The 4,308-nt window shown below is 73.8% G+C and carries 2 protein-coding genes; both read right to left on the bottom strand.

Annotated elements, in window-relative coordinates; genetic code table 11:
• Positions 1–117 precede the first annotated feature (117 nt).
• Positions 118–2,469 carry a hypothetical protein gene (locus P1P70_RS41420; protein ID WP_319247177.1) on the bottom strand — a complete coding sequence of 784 codons (2,352 nt, stop codon included), beginning with the start codon at positions 2,467–2,469 and terminating at the stop codon, positions 118–120.
• A gap of 547 nt (positions 2,470–3,016) precedes the next feature.
• A complete protein-coding gene (purD, locus tag P1P70_RS41415; RefSeq protein WP_319247175.1) occupies positions 3,017–4,270 on the bottom strand; it encodes a phosphoribosylamine--glycine ligase in 1,254 nt (417 codons plus the stop codon).
• Positions 4,271–4,308: the final 38 nt, after the last annotated feature.

Here is a 4,308-nt window from a genome sequence, read left to right as displayed (position 1 = left end):
GTCCGGGGGGTGGGCGAGGTGCTCGGTCCGGGGCTTGGGCGGAGCCCGGTCCAGGGCGTGGGCGAGGTGCTCGGTCCGGGGCTTGGGCGGTTCGGCGGGCGGTGGTCGTGCCCGCGTTCAGACCAGGCGGACCGGTTTCTCCGGGCGGACTCCGAGGCGGCGGAGCCAGTCGCGGAGGGGAGCAGGGTCGCCGTCCTCCACGAGTGTCAGGACCCTGGGGGCGAGGTCGGCCGCCCGTTCGCCGTCGACCAGGAGCGAGGGGCCGTCCAGCCAGTCCAGACCCGGGGTCGCACCCGCCGTGTCCATCGCCGCGCAGCAGACCATCGCGGTGACGTGCTCCGCCAGCAGCTCACGGCCCGTCCGGGGTGGCTGCATCGGGAACAGCGGCAGCAGCCCGTCGTCCCACAGCGCCCGATCCGGCCCCTGCGCCTCGGCCCCGCCGCCTGCGGGGGACGCGGCGGCCGGGGCCGCGGCCTCCTCCCGCGCCAACTCGGCGGTCAGCGCGGCGGCGAGGCCTGCGGAACGGGCGTTGGCGAGACCGGGTTCGTCGTCGTCCTCACCGAGGTCGGGGGCGCCTCCGATGCCGATGCTGTCGTCGAAGCGGTCGCTGTGGCCTTCGGCTTCGCCATCGCCATCGCCGTCGCCGGGATGGGATATGTGGTGCCGGTCCGGTTCCTGGGCGGGGTTGTGCTCATGCTGGCGGTCGGCTCGGGGTTCTTCGGGGGCCCAGGCGAGATCGTCGGCGGGTCCGGAGCGCGACTCGTTGCCGGGGACGGTGGTCGGGGCCAGCGGCTCGTCGCCCGGCGCTGCGGTGCGACGCGGCTCGTGGTCGGCGGCGTGTCCGTGGTGCCGCTGCTGCATGGCGGCTTCGGGGTCCTGGCCGGCGGTCGGGACCGGGGAGGGGCTTGTCAGGGGCGTCAGGGTCGTCAGGGTCGTCAGGTGGTTCAGTACCCGGGAGAGTGTGGGCCCGCCGGGGGCCGGGCCTGTCGGGTCCGGGGTCGGGTCGCCCGCGGTGTGGCGGACGCCCAGGGTGTCGAGGACGCGGTGGAGGCGGGCCGCGTCGGTGCGCCATTTGCGGTCGACGACCTCGTCCGGGTACTCGTGCCAGTCGACCGGGGCCCAGTCGGCGCCGGACGCGGCAGGACCGCCGTGGAAGAGGCGGGCCGCGAGGAGGGAGGCGGCCTCGTCGACCGTGCCGGGCTCTTCGAGCAGGTCACAGGCGGGGCGCTCGCCGAGCCGGGAGGCGAAGCCCTCGGCGAGACGGTCACGGCGGGACAGTTCGGTGAGCGCGGCGACGACACCCGCGTCCAGACGGGACGGCCAGCGCCCCATCCGCCAGGCGGGCAGCGCGACCCGGGTGAGGAGGCGGTCCCAGCCCGCGTAGGCCAGGCCGACCTGCTCCTGGGCGACGATCCGCAGACCGTAGTCCACAGCCTGTGCACGCTCGGCCGCCGCGGCGGCGACCCCGCGCTCCATCTCCGCCGCGTGCCCTCGGCAGCCGCGCAGGAGCAGCCGGGTGACCCAGCCGACCCCGGCCAGCACCGACCGCACGAGCGGGCCGTGCGTCGACGACGCGGTGACGGCCACGGCCGCGTCCAGCCCGCGTACGAAACGGCGGGCCGCGGCTATGTCCGGGTGCGCCGAGGGTCCCGTACCGGCAACGACCGGGGCCAGTACCGCTCGTAGCTCCCCGACGCGCATCCACCACAGGAAGGGTGAGCCGATGACGAGCACCGGGGCGGTGGGTGGGCGGTGCCGGCGGGGAGAGGAGAGTCCGGACTCCACATCTGATCGCGGACCTGATCGCGAACCTGACTGAAGACCGGACCGCAGGCCCGATCGCAGGCTCGATCGAACACCCGAGCTCTGACTTGCGTGCAGAGGTGAGTACAGAGGTGAGTGCATCCCGGGCGATGAGCCGCGGACGTCCGTCATCTCGTCGGCCCCGTCAGCCCCGTCGGCCTCGTCGGCCCTGGCGGTCCCGTCTGTGCCTGCGGCGCCGGTTCTCCTGTCGGCCGAGTCGGGCCCGGCGGTCTCCGATGGGGTCGCGGGCGCGTTGTGGGACGGGTGGGTGCGGTCCTCCAGCCAGCTGTCGCAGTCCGGGGTGAGCGCTATCGCGGAGGGGGGCGGGACGTCGAGGCGGTCCGCCAGGTCCCGGACCAGACGGTAGAGATCGGGGGCCGCCTGCTCGGTGATCGCGACCGTAGGGCTCACGGCGGGCCGGGCGCGGGCGACGACGAGCGCGATGCCGGCGGCGGCGAGGAGCACGACGGCGCCGATGCCGGACACGATCCAGCCCGCCATGGACCAGCCCGGGCCGGTCAGATGGCCGGTCGATCTGCCGGCCAGCAGGACGACGGCGGCCGCCGCGGGCAGCAGTGCCACGGCCAGCGCCCTGCTGCGGACCCGCAGCACGGCGAGGGCCCGGGAGCGCGCGGCCTGCGCGCCCGCCTCCTCACCACCTGCCATACCGGTCACGACCCGACGTCACCCCCTGCTGTCCCGTGCGGCGCACGCCGCGACACCTGCGACGACTGCTCGTCGAAGTGGTCGCCGCCGAATGCCCTGACGTTGCTCACTCCCCCACTGTGGCACCCACCACTGACATCGCAATGCCGGTGGGCCAAGTGCCGGAACGCTTGCGCCGCACCCTAGTTGGGGGCCCGGCCGTCGTCAGCCGGATGGACCATCGCTCACTCGATGGAATGGCTTTGGGGAGAGGTGAATGACGCTGGGCAAGGATTGGGCCCCGGATTCCGAAGAATCTTCCAGGGGTTCCTGGAGGTCTCCGAGGGATTCCGGGGCCTGGGGTTCGTACCCGTTGATGATGCTTCGCATGCGGATGTCGCGAAGGGGGTGGATGTGTTCGGTTGTGTGAGGGTCGCAGTCGAGCGCGCCCCTCAGCCGGTGACGGCCCGGCTCGCCGGTGACGGCTCGGCAGGTGACGGCGCAACCGATGACGACTTGACCGATGACGACTCGGCCGGTGACGGCTCGGCGGGTTACCCCTCAGCCGTCACGCCTCGGCCGCGGCCTTCGCCGCGATGTCCGAGCGGTGTTGGGAGCCTTCCAGGCCGATGCGGGCCACGGCGGTGTAGGCGCGGTCGCGGGCCTGGGTGAGGTCCTTGCCGGTGGCCGTGACGGAGAGCACGCGGCCGCCGGCGCTGACGATGTCCTCACCGGCGCGCTTGGTACCGGCGTGCAGGACGTACGCGTGCGGGGCGTCCAGCGCGGTGACCTCGTCGAGGCCGGTGATGGGGTCGCCGGTGCGCGGCGTGCCGGGGTAGTTGTGCGAGGCCACGACCACGGTCACGGCCGCGTCGCCGCTCCACCGCAGGGGCTCGATGTCACCGAGCGTGCCGTTGGCCGCGGCGAGCAGGACACCGGCCAGCGGCGTCTTGAGACGGGCGAGGACGACCTGGGTCTCCGGGTCCCCGAACCGGGCGTTGAACTCGATCACCCGTACGCCTCGGCTTGTGATCGCCAGGCCCGCGTAGAGGAGGCCGGAGAAGGGGGTGCCACGGCGCCGCATCTCGTCGACGGTCGGCTGGAGGACGGTCTCCAGGACCTCGTCGACCAGCTTCGGATCGGCCCACGGGAGCGGCGAGTAGGCGCCCATGCCACCGGTGTTGGGGCCCTCGTCGCCGTCGAGCGCGCGCTTGAAGTCCTGCGCGGGCTGGAGCGGGACGACGGTCACGCCGTCGGTGATGGCGAAGAGGGAGACCTCGGGGCCGTCGAGGAACTCCTCGATGACGACCCGGCCGCAGGCGAGCGCGTGCTCGCGGGCCTGCGCGAAGTCCGCCGTCACGACGACACCCTTGCCGGCCGCGAGGCCGTCGTCCTTCACTACGTACGGCGCGCCGAACGCGTCCAGGGCCTCGTCGATCTCCTCGGCCGTGGTGCAGACGTACGAGCGCGCGGTCGGTACGCCGGCGCCGGCCATGACCTCCTTGGCGAAGGCCTTGGAGCCTTCCAGTTGCGCGGCCTCGCCGGACGGGCCGAACACCGGGATGCCCGCCTCGCGCACGGCGTCGGCGACACCCGCGACCAGCGGGGCCTCCGGCCCCACGACCACGAGGTCGGCCTCCAGCCGCGTGGCCAGCGCGGCCACGGCGGCGCCGTCCAGTGCGTCGATCGAGTGCGACTCGGCCACCTCCGCGGTGCCCGCGTTGCCGGGGGCGCAGTGGAGTGCGGTGACATCGGGGTCGAGGGACAGCGAACGGCACAGCGCGTGCTCACGGGCACCGGTACCAATGACGAGGACCTTCACGGGGTCAGCCTAGCCGGAGGGGGTGGGGGGCTTTGTGG

This window comes from Streptomyces sp. MB09-02B, assembly GCF_033794485.1.
GTDB lineage: Bacteria > Actinomycetota > Actinomycetes > Streptomycetales > Streptomycetaceae > Streptomyces.
This window is presented reverse-complemented; position numbering and strand designations above follow the sequence as displayed.